General features: G+C 61.7%; 14 protein-coding genes. 5 read left to right on the forward strand and 9 right to left on the reverse strand.

Features of this window, described 5'->3' with window-relative positions; all coding sequences use genetic code 11:
* Positions 1–195: 195 nt before the first annotated feature.
* Positions 196–1,212, reverse strand: a complete 1,017-nt coding sequence (locus HX812_RS12075) for an IS110 family transposase (RefSeq protein WP_177128254.1) — start codon at positions 1,210–1,212, stop codon at positions 196–198.
* 456 nt (positions 1,213–1,668) lie between these two features.
* On the opposite strand from HX812_RS12075, the gene HX812_RS12080 reads away from it, so the two are divergent.
* The 5 genes from HX812_RS12080 (at position 1,669) to HX812_RS12100 (ending at position 5,927) form a co-directional block, all read left to right on the forward strand.
* Positions 1,669–1,812: a hypothetical protein gene (locus tag HX812_RS12080; protein WP_370590839.1), complete on the forward strand. Its 144-nt coding sequence runs from the start codon at positions 1,669–1,671 to the stop codon at positions 1,810–1,812.
* 12 nt (positions 1,813–1,824) lie between these two features.
* Complete coding sequence (locus HX812_RS12085; protein ID WP_038849550.1) at positions 1,825–2,661, forward strand: 5'-nucleotidase, lipoprotein e(P4) family; 837 nt, start codon at positions 1,825–1,827, stop codon at positions 2,659–2,661.
* A gap of 220 nt (positions 2,662–2,881) precedes the next feature.
* On the forward strand, positions 2,882–3,700 hold the full coding sequence (locus HX812_RS12090; protein ID WP_038849547.1) for a transporter substrate-binding domain-containing protein: 819 nt from the start codon (positions 2,882–2,884) through the stop codon (positions 3,698–3,700).
* Positions 3,697–4,527, forward strand: coding sequence for an amino acid ABC transporter permease (locus HX812_RS12095; protein WP_038849543.1), 831 nt, complete (start codon positions 3,697–3,699; stop codon positions 4,525–4,527). Before HX812_RS12090 ends, HX812_RS12095 begins: the two co-directional genes overlap by 4 nt.
* Positions 4,528–4,553: 26 nt before the next feature.
* Entirely contained in the window at positions 4,554–5,927 is a 1,374-nt protein-coding gene (locus HX812_RS12100) for an LLM class flavin-dependent oxidoreductase (RefSeq protein ID WP_038849541.1), read from the forward strand.
* 13 nt (positions 5,928–5,940) lie between these two features.
* Here HX812_RS12100 and HX812_RS12105 read toward each other — a convergent pair whose 3' ends face one another.
* From HX812_RS12105 to HX812_RS12140, 8 genes are read right to left on the reverse strand one after another with little or no spacing between them, the layout of a single operon-like run.
* Positions 5,941–7,551, reverse strand: coding sequence for an ABC transporter ATP-binding protein (locus tag HX812_RS12105; RefSeq protein WP_038849538.1), 1,611 nt, complete (start codon positions 7,549–7,551; stop codon positions 5,941–5,943).
* A complete protein-coding gene (locus HX812_RS12110) occupies positions 7,548–8,402 on the reverse strand; it encodes an ABC transporter permease (RefSeq protein ID WP_152514748.1) in 855 nt (284 codons plus the stop codon). Before HX812_RS12110 ends, HX812_RS12105 begins: the two co-directional genes overlap by 4 nt.
* Positions 8,399–9,349, reverse strand: coding sequence for an ABC transporter permease (locus tag HX812_RS12115; protein ID WP_038849536.1), 951 nt, complete (start codon positions 9,347–9,349; stop codon positions 8,399–8,401). Before HX812_RS12115 ends, HX812_RS12110 begins: the two co-directional genes overlap by 4 nt.
* On the reverse strand, positions 9,346–10,920 hold the full coding sequence (locus HX812_RS12120) for an ABC transporter substrate-binding protein (RefSeq protein ID WP_038849533.1): 1,575 nt from the start codon (positions 10,918–10,920) through the stop codon (positions 9,346–9,348). The genes HX812_RS12115 and HX812_RS12120 overlap by 4 nt, the downstream gene beginning before the upstream one ends.
* Positions 10,917–12,260 carry an LLM class flavin-dependent oxidoreductase gene (locus HX812_RS12125; protein WP_038849532.1) on the reverse strand — a complete coding sequence of 448 codons (1,344 nt, stop codon included), beginning with the start codon at positions 12,258–12,260 and terminating at the stop codon, positions 10,917–10,919. Before HX812_RS12125 ends, HX812_RS12120 begins: the two co-directional genes overlap by 4 nt.
* Positions 12,261–12,273: 13 nt before the next feature.
* Positions 12,274–14,718 carry a TonB-dependent siderophore receptor gene (locus HX812_RS12130; RefSeq protein ID WP_038849530.1) on the reverse strand — a complete coding sequence of 815 codons (2,445 nt, stop codon included), beginning with the start codon at positions 14,716–14,718 and terminating at the stop codon, positions 12,274–12,276.
* Positions 14,719–14,724: 6 nt separating this feature from the next.
* Positions 14,725–15,687, reverse strand: coding sequence for an ABC transporter substrate-binding protein (locus HX812_RS12135; protein WP_038849527.1), 963 nt, complete (start codon positions 15,685–15,687; stop codon positions 14,725–14,727).
* 9 nt (positions 15,688–15,696) lie between these two features.
* Positions 15,697–16,530 carry a class II aldolase/adducin family protein gene (locus HX812_RS12140; protein WP_038849525.1) on the reverse strand — a complete coding sequence of 278 codons (834 nt, stop codon included), beginning with the start codon at positions 16,528–16,530 and terminating at the stop codon, positions 15,697–15,699.
* Positions 16,531–17,217 lie beyond the last annotated feature (687 nt).

Below are 17,217 nucleotides of genomic sequence, written 5' to 3' on the forward strand. Positions count from 1 at the left end.
TCAGGCTTGCGCTAATGTATCCGGGCTCCATGTGAGCGCGGTTACGCGCTCGGCCCTTGATGAGTATTCGCTCCTGTCTGTCCTTAAAAGCGCTTCAGCTTCGAAAGCTATTTTGCTTATCAGGTTCTCAGCCAGGGTATCTGCCGTTTATCGCCATCATTTACTGACGTCGCAAAAGCCGGTGGTAAAGCTGGGTCACGCGGTGAAATGCCCGTTGTAGGTGCCACCTTTGGTCAACAGCGCCCAGACGATCCTGGCCATTTTATTAGCCAGCGCACAGGCAACTTTGTTGAGTGGTTTTCGAGCCAGTAGACTTCTGGCCCAGACGCCAAGGGCGTCGTTTCGTTTATCGAATCGATAAAGCAGGGTTTGGGCACCCTGCATCAACAAGGTTCGCAAATACCTGTCCCCACGCTTGCTGATACCTAGGAGTGTGGTTTGCCCTCCAGTCGAATATTGGCGCGGCACCAACCCCAGGGACGCCGAAAAGTCTCGGGACGATTTGTACATCGAAGCGTCCCCGACATCGGCCACCAGCGCGCTAGCGATGAGGGGGCCGATGCCGGGGATGCTCTGTAATCTTTTGCCGGCGTCACTCCCGTTAACTTGCTGCTTGATCTCGATATCCAGCGCTTTGATTTCGCTGGTCAATTGGCGAATGTCATCAAGCATCCGATTAATAGCTTGGCGCAGGCGTAGAGGTAGATTGTGCTCCTCCATCAATACAGGAACCCGATCCAACGCGGCGTAGCCTGCGGGAAAGATAACGCCAAACTCCAGTAAGAATCCGTGCACTTGGTTGATCACGCCAGTACGTCGACTCACCAGTGATTTACGCAGCTTATGCACGGTCGACAGCACCTGCTGGTCAACCGACTTGACCTGTACAGAGCGTGTTCTGGGGCGTGATGCGGCTTCACAGATAGCCTCGGCATCAATGAAGTCGTTTTTGTTACCGGTGACGTAAGCCTTCACATGCTGTGGCGCAATCAGTTGGACCTGATGGCCGAGCTTGGTTATTTCTCTGGCAAGAAACTGTGACCCGCCACAGGATTCCATGGCGACTTTGCAGGGTGGAATTTGTGCAAGCAATGGCAGCAACTGGCTACGATTGAGCTTCTTGCGCAATACCTGATGGCCTTGTGCGTCTTGGCCGTGCAAGTGGAAGCTGTTCTTGCCAATGTCGATGCCTAGAATCGTTACGCTGTTCATGAGAAAGCCTCCTCAGGAAAAGTGAGAACCTCAGTAGTGTAGACCTGAGGTTCTCGCCGGGCTGACCATCTCATTANNATCCGACAGGTATTTGGGGGGCCGCCGCCACGCGCCATCCATGGCGCGGGGCGGCTAAACCGGCATCCCTGCCGGTTTACCCCCCAAATCCCTGCCGAATTCCGGCCAGCGTGTTTGACGGGGCGCCTAAGATCAAAATCAAAAACAAAGCCAGAGCTAGAGCCAGAGCTAGAGCCAGAGCCAGAGCCAGAGCTGAGTTGGATCTGCTTTTCTGTGGGAGCTGGCTTGCCTGCGATGGCATCAACTCGGTGTACCTGATGTACTGAGGTGTCTGCATCGCAGGCAAGCCAGCTCCCACATTTGAACCGAGATCGGCTTGCAATACCGGTCGGCTCGAAGGCCGCCGCGCTTTTGCTTTTGATCTGAGGCGCCCCGTCAGTGGACGACTACGCGGTGTTCGATGTGGCCGGCCGCTACACCACCAGAGTCGGCGATTACGATACTGTGCTGCACCTGACCGTCGACAACCTGTTCCTGGGGGCACCGCGTACGGCGCGGTTATCCGCCACCGTCAATTTCTGAGGCTGAGTGTTTATGCGTAATCTGTTTTTCTCCAGTGTGTGCCTGCTCTCCACCACACTGGTGGGCTGCCAGCAACAACCGCCCGCCAACGATCAATTGGACGCGGTGCTGTGGACCCAGACCTCCATCGAGCACGAGCTGATTTATCGCCAGGTATTCGCCAGCGCCACCCGCCAGTTGGACACGGCCCTGGCCGATCCGACGTGGGACGCCTTGCCCTTGCCGCCACGCAACCTCGCCGGCCTGCCGCCAGCAGTGGTGGTGGATATCGACGAAACCGTGCTCGACAACGTGCCGCTCAACGCGCGGGACATCCGCACCAACCAGGTCTACTCCTACGACCGCTGGAACACCTGGGTCGATCAGGCCAAGGCGCAGGCGCTACCCGGCGCCGTCGAGTTTTTACAGGCGGCTGACCAGAAGGGCATCACCGTCTACTACATCACCAACCGTGAACACAGCCAGGTCCAGGCCACCGTCAACAACCTGCGCCTGCGTGGCTTCCCGGTGGAACGCAACGAACAGGTACTGGCCGCCAGCACGCCGACCGGTCACTGCGAGCAGGCCGGCTATGGCAAGAACTGCCGCCGCCAATGGGTCGCCAGCCACGCCCGTGTGCTGATGCTGGCCGGTGATTCTTTCGGGGATTTCGTGCAAGCAGAACACAACACCCTGGCGGACCAGCGCAAAGCCGCCGCGCCGTACCTGGCGTGGCTGGGCCAGCGCTGGTTCCTGCTGCCCAACCCAACCTACGGCAACTGGTACAGCGCCCCCTATGGCGACCAGGAAAAACTGCCTTTCGAACGCAAGCGCCAACTCAAGCAACAGGCGCTGCACCTGGAAAACTAATGCTTGAGAGAACCCTATGTGGCCACTGGAAATCGTCGCCGTTTTCTCAACATCGCCGGCGTCTGGCTCACCGCACCACGGGCGCGCTGGTGCTGGCCTGGCAACGTGACTTGCGCAAGCAGGAGCATATAACCAAAGCGTCGGTTTACAGCGTTTAATATCATTAAACATAAGTGCATCTATCGCGTTTAAATATAAAAAACCCCGCTTGGATGCTTTTATGAACTTACGCACTGCCGCCGCCCTGAGCGTCACCCTCCTTTTGGCCAGCCCGGCCGTGTTTGCCGGGCAGACGCTGGACCGCATCACCCAATCCAGGCAATTGGTCGGCGTGTTGATGGAAAATTACCCACCGTTTTCTTTCCTCAACGAACAAAACCAGTTGGACGGCTTTGACGTCGATGTGACCAAGGCCGTGGCCGAAAAGCTCGGGGTGAAGCTCAAGCTGGAAACGCCCTCCTGGGAAGTCATTGCCGCCGGCCGCTGGAATGGCCGGTATGACGTGTGCATCTGCTCCATGACCCCCAGCGCGGCGCGCGGTCAAGTGTTCAACTTCCCGTTCGAGTATTACGCCTCGCCTGCCGTGGTGGTGGTCAATGCCGGTGACAACGCCATCCAGTCGGCGGTCGACCTCACCGGTAAAAAAGTCGGCGTGGGCAGTGCGTCCACCTACGAGGCCTACCTGGCCAAGGACCTGGTGATCGAAGGCGCCAGCAAGCCGATCGACTATCCGTTCAAGGCGGTACAAGCCGTGCCCTATGACAACGAAACCATCGCCTTCCAGGACCTCGCGCTGGGCACCGGCAAGCGCCTGGATGCAATGGTCACCAACCTGGTGACCGCCAAGGAACGCATCGAGCACGACCCACGCTTCAAAATCACCGGCGATGTGCTTTACGCCGAACCCAATGTGGTGGCCACCGAGAAAGGTGATCCGCAATGGGATGCCAAGCTGACCCAGATCCTGGCTGAGCTGAAAAGCGACGGCACGCTGGCGAAGATTTCCCAGAAGTGGATCGGCTCAGACATCACCCAATGAGTGTTTTCCCCACCCCACCCTCCACGCTGAAACCGCCGCCGGTCAAACGCGCATGGCTGTCGTTCCGGGTTCGCCTCTGGCTGACCTGGGGCGTGATGCTGTGCCTGTTCACCGGGATGTTCCTGAGCTTCGATCTGCAGTTCGCTATCGTGGCGGCCAAATGGCAGAACCTGGTCGGGCTGCACCTGTCGCCCCAAGGCTTTTTGCAGGGTGCGGCGCTGACCCTGTTCCTGTGTTTCTGCTCGATCTGGCTGTCGGTGGCCCTGGGGTTCGCCACGGCCCTGGCACGATTGTCGAGCAGTGCGGTGGCGTTCGGTATCGCCAGTTTTTACGCCTCGTTCTTTCGTGGCACGCCGCTGCTGATCCAGATTTTGCTGATTTACCTCGGCCTGCCCCAATTGGGCGTCGTGCCGGGTGCGATCAGCGCCGGGATTATTGCGTTGTCGCTGAACTACGGCGCTTACCTGAGCGAAATCTTCCGTGCCGGTATCCTCGGCGTGTCCCAGGGCCAGCGCAATGCAGCCGCGGCACTGGGCATGAGCCGCGCGGTGACGTTCTGGCAGATCGTACTGCCCCAGGCCATGCGCACCATTATTCCGCCGACCACCAGCCAGTTCATCTCGATGCTCAAGGACTCATCCCTGGTCTCGGTGATGGGCGTGTGGGAGGTGATGTTCCTCGCACAATCCTATGGTCGATCGTCCTACCGCTATATCGAAATGCTCACCACTGCCGCCGTTATCTATTGGCTACTGTCCATCGGTCTGGAGCTGATCCAGGCGCGACTGGAGCGGCATTACGGCAAGGCTTATCTCCACGGGCGCTAGCCCTCTCTTTGTCTGCAGGAAGCACCATGTCCGATCCTACCCCACTGTTATTCGGCCTTTATGAACAAGCCAGTGTCGGCTGCGGCGGCGCGCCCAGCCTGTGGACCCACCCCGCCGATGAAAGGCTGGGGATCAACACGCTCAAGTACTGGTCGAACCTGGCCCGCACAGCGGATGAAGCCAACCTCGACCTGATGTTTTTCGGTGACGTGCTGGGCTTTTACGACGTGTTTGGCGGCTCCGAAGCCATGGCGCTGAAATGGGCGGTGGAAGCCCCGGCCAACGATCCGCTGACGATCATTCCAGCCCTTGTGGCCCTCACTGAAAAGCTCGCTTTTGGCGTGACCGTCACCACCACCTACGAGCATCCGTTCACCCATGCCCGGCGCTTCAGCACCCTGGATCATTTGTCGGATGGGCGGATCGGCTGGAACATCGTCACCTCCTACCTGTCCAGCGCAGCACGTAATTTCGGCCTGGAGCAGATGATCAAGCACGATGACCGCTATGAACGCGCCGAAGAGTTTCTCGACGTGGTGTACAAGCTCTGGGAAGGCAGTTGGGCGGATGACGCGGTGATTGCCGACAAGCTGGCGCAAACCTACGCCGATGGCGCACGGGTACGGCCGATCCAGCATGCCGGCGAACATTACCGCGTTGCCGGGCCACACCTGACGTCGCCGTCGCCGCAACGCACGCCATTGCTGATCCAGGCCGGCTGGTCGGCACGCGGCCGGCAGTTTGCGGCCAAGCACGCGGAGTTGGTGTTTATCGCCAAGTCCAACCCGCTGGAAATCCGCCAAGGCCTGGAAGACATCTGGCGCCAGGCCCAGGCCCGTGGCCGACGGGCCGCCGATGTGAAGTCACTGACCGTGCTGCGTATCGTCACCGCGCCCACCGCCATCGAAGCTCAGCAAAAATACGACGCCCTGCAAAGCAACTATCACCTGCAGGCACAGCTGGTGAGTTACGCCGGCGACACCGGCATCGACATCAGCCGCTACGCCGACAACGAAGCGCTGTCGACCCACACCGAAGGCATGACCTCCTACGTGATGAGGCCCGATGGCAGCGGCAAACCCCTGACGGCCGGTGAAGTGCGCCAGCGCTTTGCCAATGTCACCCGTGGCAGCGACCTGATCCTGGTCGGCACCCCGGAGCAGATCGCGCAAAAGATCGAGGAGCATGCGCGTATCTCAGGTACCAGCGGCTATATGCTCAACCCGCTGATCAGCCCCGGCTCGCTGAATGACTTTGTCGAGCACGTGATCCCGGCCCTGCAAAAACGTGGCCTGTACCGCACCACCGCGCAAACCGGCACGCTGCGCTCGCGTCTGAGCGTCGATGGCAGCGATCGCCTGCCACCCTCGGCCCATGGCGCGTCGTTCCGCTTTGCGTAAAGCCTGCGTGGGATCAGGTGACCTGCGCCAACCGTCCCGGAATGTCCGCCAACAAACTGCGTGTGTAGTCAGTACCCGGTGCGCTGAAAATCTGCTCGCAATCGCCTTGCTCCACCACCCTGCCCGCGCGCATCACCACCACATGATCGGAAATCTGCCGCACCACTGCCAAATCGTGAGAGATAAACAAGTAGCTCAACCCCAAGCGTTCCTGCAACTGCGCCAGCAATTTCAAGATCTGCCCCTGGATCGACGCATCCAGCGCCGACAACGCTTCATCCAGCACCAGTAACTGCGGTTCCAACGCCAGCGCCCGGGCAATCGCCACTCGCTGCCGTTGCCCACCGGACAACTCCACCGGTCGACTGCCCAGCATCCGCGCCGGCAACTCAACCTGTTCCAGCAAGGTCGCCGCGCGCTGCCGACGCCAGGCGCGGTCGCCAAGGTCAAAGGCCTGCAGCGGCTCGTTGATGATCTGCTCCAGGCTCAACCGTGGGTTCAACGACGCATAGGGGTTCTGATAAACCACCTGGATCCGTCGTCGCAAGGCCAGCCAATCGCGACGTGAAACACGGCTGATGTCCTGCCCCTCAAACACCACACTGCCGCTGTCCAGCTGCTCCAACCCAAGAATCAACCGAGCGGTGGTGGACTTGCCCGACCCCGACTCACCCACCAGGCTGGTGGTGCCATGGCGTGGCAGGTGGAAGGACACATCCTCCACCGCCAACGGCGCCGGATGGCGCCAGGTGGAGAAGTCCTTGCGCAATCCCTGCACCGTCAACAACGGCGTTTGATCCGCTGGCACCCCACTCACTTGCCTGCGACGCTGCACCAACAGGCTCGGCGCCGCCTGCAACAGTTGCCGGGTGTAAGCGTGCTGGGGTGCCTGGAAGACCTGCCGGGCCTCACCGGTTTCGACGATACGCCCCTGGTGCATCACCAGCAGTCGGTCCGCGCGGTCCAAGGCCACGCCCAAATCGTGGGTGATCAGCAACACGGCGGTGCCGCGCTCGCGGGCCAGGCTTTGCAGGCGGTCGAGGATCTGCCGCTGCACCCCCACATCCAGCGCGCTGGTGGGTTCGTCGGCGATCACCAGCGGGGGGTCATTGGCCAAGGCGATGGCGATCAGCACGCGCTGGCGCATGCCGCCGGACAATTGATGGGGATACCCGCGCGCCACCCGCTCAGCGTCTACCAGGCCAACTTCACGCAACAGGTCCAGGCTGCGTCGGCGCGCCAGCGGTTTGGGCACGCCATGCAGGGTCAGGGCTTCCACCAGTTGCTGGCCGATGCGTTTCACCGGATCAAGGGACAGCGCCGGATCCTGCGGCACAAACCCCACGCTACGCCCGCGAATGCTTTGCCACTGGCGTTCAGTGGCGTGGGTCAACGCCTGGCCCGCGAGAAGGATGCTGCCCGATTCGATCTGCGCATTACTCGCCAGCAAGCCCACCAGCGCCGCAGCGGTGGTGGATTTGCCGGAGCCGGACTCTCCGACAATCGCCAGGATCTCACCGGTCTTGAGTTGAAAATCGATACCCGCCACACCTTCCGTTCGCCCGTCTTGACCGTGGTAGGCGATGCGCAGGTTGCGTACGTCCAACAACATTTGCTCGCTCATCGTGTCGCTCCTTGATCCTGTTGCAACGCCCGCGCCAGTTGGTTGGCCGACACCACCACCGCCGCCACTACCAGGCCCGGCAGGCTGGTGTACCACCAGGCGGCAATCATGTAGTTGCGCCCTTCGGCCACCAACAGGCCCCATTCGGGTTGCGGCGGCGGTGCGCCAAAACCAAGAAAGCTCAAGGCCGAGACCGACAACACCGCACTGCCAAACTCTAATGCGGCCAGTGCCAACACCGGCGCGCTGGCGTGCGGCAGGATATGCCGGGCGATGAGGGTCCACGGCCCCACACCACAGGCAGAAGCGGCCTCGACAAAGGTACTGGCGCGCCAACGCAGCACCTCGCCGCGCACCAGGCGCGCAAACGTCGCCACCGACGATAAGCCCACCGCCAGGGCAATGTTCACCGTTCCAAACCCCAGTACCGTGATCACCGCCATGGCCAGCAACAGCGCAGGGATCGCCATCAGCACTTCCACGCAGCGCATCAGCACGGCATCGACCCAGCCGCCGAAAAAGCCGGCCAGCACGCCCAGCACAATGCCGCTGAACAAGGCGATCAACACCGCCAACAACGTCGCGCGCAATGACAGGCCAGCGCCATACACCGTGCGGCTATAGAGGTCGCGCCCAAGATGGTCAGTGCCAAACCAATGGGCCGTGGACGGGCTTTGCAAGGCATTGGCCGGCACACCGAGCAGCGGATCGAACTGCGTGAACAGCTGCGGCCATAAGGCCCAGCCCAACACCAGCAGCAATACGATCACGCCCAGCGGCAGCAGCGGACGCCTGCGCAATACGGTGAAATAACGCGGCCGTGGCAACACGGCAGTCAAGGCAAGGCTCATCGTGCAGCTCCGCGAATACGTGGGTCGAGCAGTGAGTACAGGAGGTCCACCAGCAAGTTGACGGTGATAAAGATCAGCGCCGCCAACACCACCACACCCTGCACCACCGGGATGTCCTGGCTGCTGACCGCGCCTTGGGCCAGGCGCCCGATACCTTCGCGGGAGAACACGGTTTCGGTGACCACGGAACCGGCCAGCAGCGAGCCGACAATCACCCCGCTCAGGCTGAGGATCGGAATCACGGCGTTGTGCAGCACATGGGTCAACAGCACACGCAATGGACTCATACCCTTCGCGCGCAGGGCGTCCACAAAGGGCAAGCGCGAAGTGGCGGCCAGCGAGCGCGCCAGCACCTGGGCGATCACGGCACTGGTGGGAATGGCCAGTGTCAGCGTGGGCAGAACCAACGAAGCGAGGCCCTGATTACCCATCGCCGGAAACCAGTGCCAGCCAAAGGAAAACCACTGCAACAGCAACAAGCCCACCCAGAACGTCGGCAGCGACACCGCTACCGCTGGCAACCCGAGTAACAAGTCCCGCAACCAGCGCTGGCGCGTCAGGCTGGCGACCAGCGCCAGCCCAACGCCCAACACCAACGACACCAGCAATGACACCAGCGCTAACGCCGCCGTCTTCGGCAGCGCCTCGGCCAACGACGCCGACACCGGCTGGCCACTCTGAATCGAGTCACCAAAATCCAGTTGTACCGCGTGCCACAGCGCGATGCCGTACTGCACCACCAGCGGCTCGTCGAGGTGATACTGCGCGCGCAGTGCTGCCACTTGCTGCTGATTGACCGTGGTCTGCTCGCCGTTCTGATTGAGGATGATGCTCACGGGGTCACTGGGCAGCGCGTACAAAATCACGAACGACAGGCTGAACGCAGCCCACAGCACCAGCAGCGCCTGCCCGCCCCGGGCCAACAGGTAGAACCCCGCGCCCTTCATGGCTGCAACCAGGTGTCGAAGAATTGCAGCCGCGATGACGCTTCGTAATGCAGGCCGTGCACGTGCTTGCCGTGGGCCAGGACGGTGGCCAGTTCCACCAGCGCGATCGCGTGACCGTCGCGCAGCAACCGCTCACTGGCCTGGTCGATCAAAACCTGACGCTTCGCGCTGTCGAGGGTTTCGGAGGACTCGCGCAACAGGCGGTCGACTTCGCTGGGTTCACGCTTGTTGATGTTGTAGCCCTGGGCGTAATACACCGTACGCAGTACGTCCGGATCGGCGCGCGTGAGGTTGAGGAAACGCACGCTGAAATCTCCACTGGCCTGGATTGCGGTGACCTGGCTGATGGTGGATTTATTCAGCTGGAAGTCGATGCCCACGCCCTTCAACTGCTGCTGCACGAGTTCCAGGATCGGCGTCTGCTGCCAGTAATCCAGGCGGAACGACAAGCGCTTGCCGTCCTTGACCCGCACCCCATCGGCGCCCACCTGCCAGCCCGCTTCATCCAACAGTTTGCGTGCACCTTCGGGGTCGTAGGCCAGCAGGCTGGAGAGATCGCGGTACAGCGGCGTGCTGCTGGCCAGTAACGCGGTGGCGGGTTTCTGGTAGCGCGAAATGATGCGCTGCAACTCGGCTCGATCAATTGCCTTGCTCAGCGCCTGGCGCACCTTGATATCGGCGAACAACGGTGTCGACTCATTCAGCGCCAAGTTGAAGACCACCCCCGGATTGGCACGGGTCAGCAGCACCAGGCCCTGGCCTTCGATGCTCGGTTCATCCTGCGGCGCCACGCTGGTGTTCACCTCGATTTGCCCGGACGCCAGGCTGCCCAGGCGCACGCCGGATTCGGGAATGATCAGGAATTCGATGCCGTCCAGCCACGCCTTGCCCTTATGGGCCGCCAGGGACGAACCCCAGGCGTAGTCTTCACGACGGGTCAGCGAGACCTTCTGGTTATGCACAAACGACTTGAGCACAAATGGCCCCGAGCCGACCAATTGGCCCTGGCAGCGCTCGCCGGAAGGCAGCGCCAGGTTCGCCGGCGACAACAGCCCCAAGGTCATGGTCGAAGTGGCTTGCAGGAATTGCGCATTGGGTTGTTCGAACTCGACGACCACGGTGTGGCTGTCCGGCGTGTCGATGCGCTTGAGCCCGGCCAGGTAGGTCGAGCCCAGGATCGACCGCGCGCCCAACGCCACAATGGCGTGCAGGTTGGCCTTGACCGCCGCCGCATCCACCGCCGCACCGTCACTGAACGTCGCGCCCTGACGCAACACAAAAGTGAAGCGCCGCGACTCTGCATCCACGTCCCAGCGTTCGGCCAGCCACGGTACGATTTCACCCGTGACCGGGTCCTGGTCGGTCAAGGAGTCCACCAACTGACGCCCCACATTCAGCGCCGTGTTGTTACCCGCCTGCTGCGGGTCGACACATTGCGGGTCGCCGTCCAACGCCACGCGCAGTGTGCCTCCGCGCTGAGGCTTGCCGGCTTCGGCCTGGGTGACCTTGTCGGATGGCCCGCCGCACGCCGCCAGCAACAGCGCCAGCATCGCGACTGAAAGCGGCTTCATGAACGCGCCCCTTGATGACGGTTGGTGATGTACGGCAAGCCGAGATTCTCGCGCAGCGTCTGGCCCTGGTATTCACGGCGGAACAAGCCCCGGCGCTGCAACTCCGGCACCACGCCGTCGGCAAAGTCGGTGATGCCTTGATGCAAACCGGAGAACATCACGTTAAAGCCATCGGCGGCACCGCGTTCGAACCACTCCTGGAAGTCATCCGCCACGCTTTGCGGCGTGCCGATGAGGATGCGATGCCCACCGGCCGTGAGCTTGTTGAACAGCTCACGCACGGTCGGGCGTTCGCGGCGGATCAGGTCGAACACCAGTTTCTGCCGGCTTTTATGGGTGTTGGTGTCGAACTGTTCGGGTGGCAACGGCACCAATGAATCGAATGGCAACTCCGACAGATCGAAACCCAGGCTGGTAAAGCGCGAAATGGAACTGAGGAAGGCTTTCGGGTCTTGCAGCTCCTGCAATTGGTCGTACTTGGCCTGGGCTTCGGCCTGGGTGCGACCAATCACGGTGGACACCCCCGGCAGCACTTTCAGGTGCTCGGGGTTACGCCCCAAACCGGCGGCGGTTCGCTTGATCTCCTGGTAGAACGCCTGGCCCTGCTCCACCGTGTGTTGAGCGGTGAAGATCAACTCCCCAGCCCGCGCTGCCAGACGCCTGCCGGCATCGGACGAGCCGGCCTGGGCAATCACCGGATAACCCTGCACCGGGCGCGCAGCATTGAGCGGGCCTTGCACCTGGAAGTATTTGCCGTGGTGGTTGAGCACCTGCAACTTGTCGGTATCCAGCCACTGCCCGGAGGCTTTGTCCTGGATAAACGCGTCGTCGGCCCAGCTGTCCCACAGGCCGGTAACCACGTCGTAGAACTCTTCGGCACGCTCATAACGGTCGGCATGCCTGATGTGGTCGTCGCGGTTGAAATTCTCGCCGCCGCCCAGGGAAGTCACCAGGTTCCAGCCCACCCGGCCACCGCTGAGGTGGTCGATATTGGCGAACTTGCGCGCAATGTTGTACGGCTCGTTGTAAGTGGTGCTCGCGGTGGCGATCAAGCCGATACGGCGCGTCGCCAACGCCAGCGCCGGCAGCAGCACCAAGGGGTCCCAGCGCACACTGTTGGGGCCGCGCGCCAGGGCCAGCGGGTCGAGGTCGACGTTCACCGTGTCATTGAAGAACAGCGCATGAAAACGCGCGGCCTCCAGTTTCTCGGCGATCCAGCGGTAGTGCTCGAAGTCGCGGAACGAGTCGCTGGCGGCACTCGGGTGGCGCCACGCGGAACCCATGATGCCGGCACTGGGGATGAAGGCGCCGAGCAGGATTTGTCGGTCTGGTTGGCTCATGTCGCAGTCCTCATCAGAAAGTGTAGGTGGCGCGGGTGTACCAGAACGCACCGTAGGGATCGAACGGCGAGATGCTGCCGAATTTCGGAAAGCCGTTGATATCGCCTTGGGGGAAGGCGTTGTTGTCGGCCTTGACGTTGAGGATGTTGTTGGCGCCCACCGCCAGGTTCAGCGCTTTGGTGAAGTTGTAGGCCACTTCCAGGTCGGTCAGCCATTTGGCGCCGTAGGTCACGTCATACGCGGGGTTGGTGTCGCGGGCGATGACCTTGTCGTAGCGGTTGACGGAGGCGTTGATGTCGAAATCGTCGACCTTCCAGTTGGCACTGAGGATCAGCTTGGTCTTGGGGTTGGCCACGGTCAGGTAACCCTGGGCCACGCGGTCGAACAGCACCAGGCTGCTGCCCACGGCAGTGAGGGCGGCCGGCGTCGATTTGATGCTGTCGATCGTGGTTTTGTTGTAGTTGGCTGCCACACCATATTTGACGGTACCCAGGGCGCCGTAGTCGACGCGGTAGTCGGTGACCAGGTCGATGCCGCGGGTGGTGGTGTCGGCGGCGTTGGTGAAGTACTTCACCCGGTAGCCGGGACGGTAACCGTTGGCCTGCAAGATCTGGTCGACGCCGCTGCCGAACAGAAAGCCGGTCTGGGCGATGCGGTCGCTGATCTCGATCTGGTAGGCGTCCAGGGTGATGTTGGCTTCCGGCACAGGCTTGTACGCAAAGCCGATACTGATGTTGCGCGACTTCTCCGGCTTCAGGTCTTCTGCGCCAAGGGCCTGGGCAAGCGGCGAATCGACGCGCACCGACTTGGCTTCGACGAATTGCGCGACACCATTGACGGTGGTGTATTGGTTGGCGGTCTGCGCATACACCGACTGCGACAGCGACGGTGCCCGGAAGCCGTTGCTGAGCGTGCCGCGCAGGGCGAATTCCGGGGTGAAGTCATAACGCAACGAGAGCTTGCCGCTGCTGGTGTTGCCCGAGCTGTCATCGTAATGCTCGAACCGTCCCGCCACGCCCACGTAGAATTTTTCGGTCGGGTTGAGGCCTACGTCCACATAGCTGGCGTAGCTGTTGCGGCTGGCCTGGCCTTCGTCTTCCGGGGTCAGGGTGATCGCGCCCTGGGCACCTACCGCGCCGGGTTGCCCCGCCAGTGGGCCGCTCGGGTAAACGTAACCGCCATTGATGTAGGACAGAGGGTTGCCGGACTCGGTCTTGTAGCGCTCATGCCGGTGTTCAAGGCCTGCCGACACCTGCAATGGCTTGCTCAAGCCGACTTCAAAGGCGCGGGTCAGGTCGAGGTTGTTGGTCCACTGGTCGAAGTAGTTGGTGTAGGTGGTGAAGTGCGTGGGGCTTGACGGGCCGAGGGAAGCGTTGAGGGTCTCATCCGCGCCGGCCACCCCCTTGTCACGGCCGAACGTCGAACTGAGGTCCCAGTTCCACTCGGCGATTTTGCCTTTGCCCCCGGCGGCGACTTGGTAGTCGGTCTCGCGCAGGGTGTAGAACGGCGCGGTGCCGTCGGGGTAGATCGACGCAATGATGTTGGTCGAGTTGGGCCGCCGGTAGTTCTGCCCGCCCCGCGCATCACGGTTGCTGAGGGTGGAGAACGAATACAGGGTCACATCGTCCAGCGGCAATTCGGCGTTGTAGGCGACGTTGATCGCCTTGATTTTCGGCAGGCCGTTTTTCTGCACATCCTTGTCGTTGGCCTCGCGCGGATCGGCGGAGCCGTCGGGCTGGCGATAGTAGAACGCGCCGGTCGCATCCCGCGCGCGCACGGCGGTCTGCTGGGACTTGGCGTCCAGGGACAGGTTGAAAAAGCCGTCGTTGGGCAGCGCAAAACCATTGTTGAGGGTCTGGCGAATAGTGCCGCCATCACCCTTGGTGTACTCGCCGTAGGAGGTGCTGACCGAACCGCCATTGTCGTTCTGCTTGAGGATGATATTGATCACCCCGGCAATCGCATCCGAGCCGTATTGCGCCGAGGCGCCATCGCGCAGCACTTCAATATGGTCGATGGCGCTGACCGGGATCATGTCCAGGTCCACCGGGTTGGTGCCGTAGGCCGCCGTCGAGTCGAGGTTGATCACCGCGCTGTTGTGACGGCGCTTGCCATTCACCAGTACCAGCACATTGGAACCGTTGAGCCCGCGCAGGCTGTAGGGCCGCGCGATGCTGTCGTTGGACGTGCCAGAGGGACGCTGGGAAAACGATGGCAGGGTTTTCTGCAAGGCGGTGCGCAGGCTGCTGGAGCCGGTTTTTTCCAATTGCTGGGCGCTGATCACATCAATCGGCGACGGGCTGCTGGTGACGGTGCGCGCCTCACTGCCCCGGGAGCCCGTGACGATCACCGTGTCGAGCGTGTCATCAGTGGCGGCGGCATAGGCAGGCAACAGGGTGAAGCTGGCCAGCATCAGTGGGGCGAGTTGCAACGTAGAACGGTAGGCAATGGATTTCATGGCAGGTCAACTGTTCAGAATAGGGTTGAAGTCGTCACGCCACAGCGGTCGTGCATCGACGCGTTGGCGGATCAAATGGTTTTGGTAGAACAGGTCAGCCACCTGTTGCTGGGAGTGAAGGGTGTCGGCATCGGTACCCACCAGGCGGGCGGGTCGGCTGCGCTGCTGGAACTGGCGCAGATACAGGGCGCGATCGATACCGGTCAGCGCTTCACTGCGCTCGGCCCAGCGTTCGGGATGGGCGTTGACCCAGGCCCAGGTGGCTTGCTCACGCCGCAAGAAATCGCCTACCTGGCTGCGGCGTCGAGGGTTGGCCAACACCTGTTGCGTGGTCGCAATCACGTAGTTGCCGGAGTAGTAGCGGCTGACGTCCGCCAGCAGCTCGCCATCCATTTGGCTGGTGGCCTGCAACGCGCTGATGCCACCCGTGGCGATGGCATCCACATGACCGTTGCGAAACGCGGTGAGCGCGTCCTGCATGGGCAGCGGCACCGCCGTCACGTCGGCCAGGGACAGGCCGTTCTGATGCAGCAGGTTCAACACGAAATAGTGCGTGTTGGTAGCCCGCACGTAGCTGATGGTCTTGCCTTTGAGGTCCTGGACCGTGCGAATACCACTGCCCTTTTTCACCACCAGGCGGGTGTCGTTCTGGTCGCCCTGGTAGACCGCCACCAGCGCAATCGGCACCTGGGCAATCGAGGCGAAAATCGGTGGGATCTCGCTCATGAATGCATAGTCCAAGTGACCACTGCGCAACGCTTCCAGCACCAGGTTGCCGCCGCTGACATCCACCCATTCCACCGGGTATGGCGTGTCCGCCTGACCGGCGTCGGCGAGAAACGAGGCCGCCGTGCCTTTGTAGCGCCACACACGCAGCGGTTCGACAGCCTCGGCCTGACGCCCCAGCAGGGCACCGGCCGCAAGAACGCCACTGGCCCGCAGCAATTGCCGACGAGAGAGGGAATGCATGGGCGCGCCTCAGTTGAACAGGTCGGGTTCTTCGGTGCGGATCTGATCCCACAACGGCAAGAAGTTGAGCCAGGCGAAAAACTCGTGCCGCGCCTTGTCGAGCCCCTCCTCCAAGGCATCCGGCGCAGGAATCAGCGGCGTCCCGGCCGAATGCGCCAGCAGGTGCACACGGGCGGTATCTTCGGCGAGGATAAAACGCCACGCGGCGCTTTCCACGGTCTCACCGGTGACCCACAGGCCGTGGTTCTGCCACACCAGCAGGTTGTGTTGGCCGAAGGTCTCGACAAAGGCCTGGCTGACGATGTCGCGATCCTGCTCCAGCGCCCCGCTGGCGGTGCGCAAGGCGTGGCGCGGGAAGATCACCTGGTCCCCCAGAAACGCGCCAGACTCGGCGGTGATCGGGTCGAACAGGCGGCCCAACGACGACCAGACCCGGCCATGAAAACCGTGGAAATGAGCGATGCCCACCACCTCCGGGCGCGCCTGCTGCAGGTCGTGGTGCAACTCCAGGGCGCTGGTGTTCAGCAGTCCTTGGCCCTCCACCACTTGGCCTTGGCTATCGACCCGCAGCAAGTGGGAGACCGTGATTTGCGAGAACGGCACGCCCAAAGGGTTGATCCAGTAATGCTCCGGGTGCACCGGGTCACGGGCGGTGAAGTGGCCCGCTACACCCACTTCGAAACCCAAGCGCCCGAACAGACGATAGGCCGCGGCGAGGCGTTGTTTGCGGTGCAGGCGTTCCTGCAGGGGATCGTCGTGCCTGGGCACGGCGCGCAGGGCCAGGCGGTTGTTGTCGTAGGGCAAGGTGTAGATGGTTTGCGGGAATAGCTCTGCGTGGCTCATGACGGGTGCATCCTGATCTTTTTTTAGGCGAACGAAACCGTGGCTCGGCGGGACCGGCAACGAAAACGCAAGGACGGTGTGGCGGTGGGGAAAGCGGTCAGGTCGTCATGATCAGGGGGGCCCTCGCAGGTGGGTGTGGTCAGTGCTCTCCTCCACCATGCGAGGGGTCGGGTCGAGTGTGGTGTCTCTGTACTGAAAGGTATTCGTCTAAGAAACGCCTGTAAAAGTCTTTGTAGTCATATGCTAATAATCAGGTTTTTTTAATATGATTGGCTTGTATGATGAGGTAATTGCATTTTTAGATGAGGGGTGGATCCGTTTTTTGGGTAACGGCGGCTTGTGGTTCCGCCCTTACGGCGGTCACTTTGGAAAAGAGCCGGAATGCCGGCCCAGCCCAAAGTAACCAAAGGGTTCTTGCCCCAACACTCGGTACCTCGCCTAGGCTCGGTATGCCCGTAATCCGACAGTGATTTGGGGGGCCGCCTAAGATCAAAATCAAAAACAAAGCCAGAGCCAGAGCCGATTGATATCTACCTGATGTAGGAGATCAAAATTGTGGGAGCGGGCTTGCTCGCGAAAGCGGTGGATCAGTTAAAGATGTAATCGCTGACACGCCGCCTTCGCGAGCAAGCCCGCTCCCACATTTGAACCCAGACCGGCTTCAAGAAACCGGTCGGCTACCAGGCC

Origin of the sequence: Pseudomonas sp. IPO3749 (assembly GCF_013386605.1) — a bacterium.
Taxonomy (GTDB): domain Bacteria; phylum Pseudomonadota; class Gammaproteobacteria; order Pseudomonadales; family Pseudomonadaceae; genus Aquipseudomonas; species Aquipseudomonas azotoformans_A.

What these genes read in the sequence shown, in the direction of transcription:
- HX812_RS12075 (WP_177128254.1), bottom strand. Translation starts at nt 1,212, where the DNA reads ATGAACAGCGTAACGATTCTAGGCATCGACATTGGCAAGAACAGCTTC.
- HX812_RS12085 (WP_038849550.1), top strand. Translation starts at nt 1,825, where the DNA reads ATGCGTAATCTGTTTTTCTCCAGTGTGTGCCTGCTCTCCACCACACTG.
- HX812_RS12090 (WP_038849547.1), top strand. Translation starts at nt 2,882, where the DNA reads ATGAACTTACGCACTGCCGCCGCCCTGAGCGTCACCCTCCTTTTGGCC.
- HX812_RS12095 (WP_038849543.1), top strand. Translation starts at nt 3,697, where the DNA reads ATGAGTGTTTTCCCCACCCCACCCTCCACGCTGAAACCGCCGCCGGTC.
- HX812_RS12100 (WP_038849541.1), top strand. Translation starts at nt 4,554, where the DNA reads ATGTCCGATCCTACCCCACTGTTATTCGGCCTTTATGAACAAGCCAGT.
- HX812_RS12105 (WP_038849538.1), bottom strand. Translation starts at nt 7,551, where the DNA reads ATGAGCGAGCAAATGTTGTTGGACGTACGCAACCTGCGCATCGCCTAC.
- HX812_RS12110 (WP_152514748.1), bottom strand. Translation starts at nt 8,402, where the DNA reads ATGAGCCTTGCCTTGACTGCCGTGTTGCCACGGCCGCGTTATTTCACC.
- HX812_RS12115 (WP_038849536.1), bottom strand. Translation starts at nt 9,349, where the DNA reads ATGAAGGGCGCGGGGTTCTACCTGTTGGCCCGGGGCGGGCAGGCGCTG.
- HX812_RS12120 (WP_038849533.1), bottom strand. Translation starts at nt 10,920, where the DNA reads ATGAAGCCGCTTTCAGTCGCGATGCTGGCGCTGTTGCTGGCGGCGTGC.
- HX812_RS12125 (WP_038849532.1), bottom strand. Translation starts at nt 12,260, where the DNA reads ATGAGCCAACCAGACCGACAAATCCTGCTCGGCGCCTTCATCCCCAGT.
- HX812_RS12130 (WP_038849530.1), bottom strand. Translation starts at nt 14,718, where the DNA reads ATGAAATCCATTGCCTACCGTTCTACGTTGCAACTCGCCCCACTGATG.
- HX812_RS12135 (WP_038849527.1), bottom strand. Translation starts at nt 15,687, where the DNA reads ATGCATTCCCTCTCTCGTCGGCAATTGCTGCGGGCCAGTGGCGTTCTT.
- HX812_RS12140 (WP_038849525.1), bottom strand. Translation starts at nt 16,530, where the DNA reads ATGAGCCACGCAGAGCTATTCCCGCAAACCATCTACACCTTGCCCTAC.